This is a genomic window from Vibrio sp. Vb1554, assembly GCF_033344235.1.
This window is the reverse complement of the sequence record NZ_JAWPOJ010000469.1, coordinates 1-1,035: the sequence shown is the minus strand read 5'-3', so window position 1 is coordinate 1,035 and position 1,035 is coordinate 1. Positions and strand designations below refer to the sequence as shown.

Here is a 1,035-nt window from a genome sequence, read left to right as displayed (position 1 = left end):
ACAACACATGAACCTTGACTTTCTGTTTAAATAACTCGTTAACCAAACGCTATCTTTAACCAAATTTTCTCTCGGCTCCTTATTAGAAAAACGGATCGGGCTGGGAACGCATTCATTTGGCTAGATAGAATTTTCGCTTGCCTTGTACGGAGTCACTTTATGAAAGCATGGAAAACGCATGCTTGCCTAGCGGCAATATTAAGCATTTCTTTCTCAACAAATGCAGCAACGGATCTGAAAGTTTATGCTGCGTCTTCGATGACGAATGCGATTGACGAAATCGCTCAAGATTTTAAAGAAAAGTACGACGTAACAGTTACGCCTGTGTATGGCGGCTCGTCTTCGATCGCACGACAAATTATCAATGGTGCTCCAGCTGATGTGTTTATTTCTGCAAACACGAAATGGATGGACTACTTGGTTGATGAAGGTGTTATAGATGGTGACAATGTCACTAATTTAGCGCGCAATAGCCTCGTTCTTATTGCACCTCATTCTTCACGCTTAGCCGTATTTAACTTCGCGGATGCAAAAGCTTGGGAAGCGGCGTTAAATGGCAGTCGCCTCGCATTGGGCAACCCTACGTCTGTGCCGGCAGGGATGTACGCGAAAGAATCACTGACTACACTGGGTGTATGGAAAGAGATTCAAACCAAAGTTGCACCAGCAAAAAATGTACGTCTTGCTTTGGCTTTAGTTGAGCGCGGAGAAGCTCCTTTAGGGGTGGTTTATAAGACCGATGCGCAGTTGACTAGCAAAGTGAAAATTGTTGGCGAGTTTGCGAGTGACACACACGCGGCCATCGTTTATCCAGCGGCGGTAGTGAACGATTCAACGGAATCGAGACAATTCTTCCAGTATTTGAAATCGGAAGACGCGAAGCGAGTTTTTGCTCATTACGGTTTCCAACAATAATACGGTTTTCAATAATAGGGACAAAGAGTGACAGAACTTGAATACCAAGCCCTAATGTTGAGCTTAAAAGTCGGCGCTTATGCGGTACTTTGGCTTATTCCTTTAGGTGTATTTCTTGCT

General features: G+C 44.1%; 1 protein-coding gene and 1 pseudogene. Both read left to right on the top strand.

Going from position 1 to position 1,035, the window contains the following annotated elements; genetic code table 11:
• Positions 1–159: 159 nt before the first annotated feature.
• Positions 160–915: a molybdate ABC transporter substrate-binding protein gene (gene modA / locus R8N28_RS27140; protein WP_318183905.1), complete on the top strand. Its 756-nt coding sequence runs from the start codon at positions 160–162 to the stop codon at positions 913–915.
• Positions 916–942: 27 nt separating this feature from the next.
• Positions 943–1,035: pseudogene (modB, locus tag R8N28_RS27135) on the top strand (molybdate ABC transporter permease subunit); the annotation flags it as partial.

Excerpts from the sequence above, each read along its gene's own strand:
- modA (WP_318183905.1), top strand. The coding sequence starts at position 160 with ATGAAAGCATGGAAAACGCATGCTTGCCTAGCGGCAATATTAAGCATT.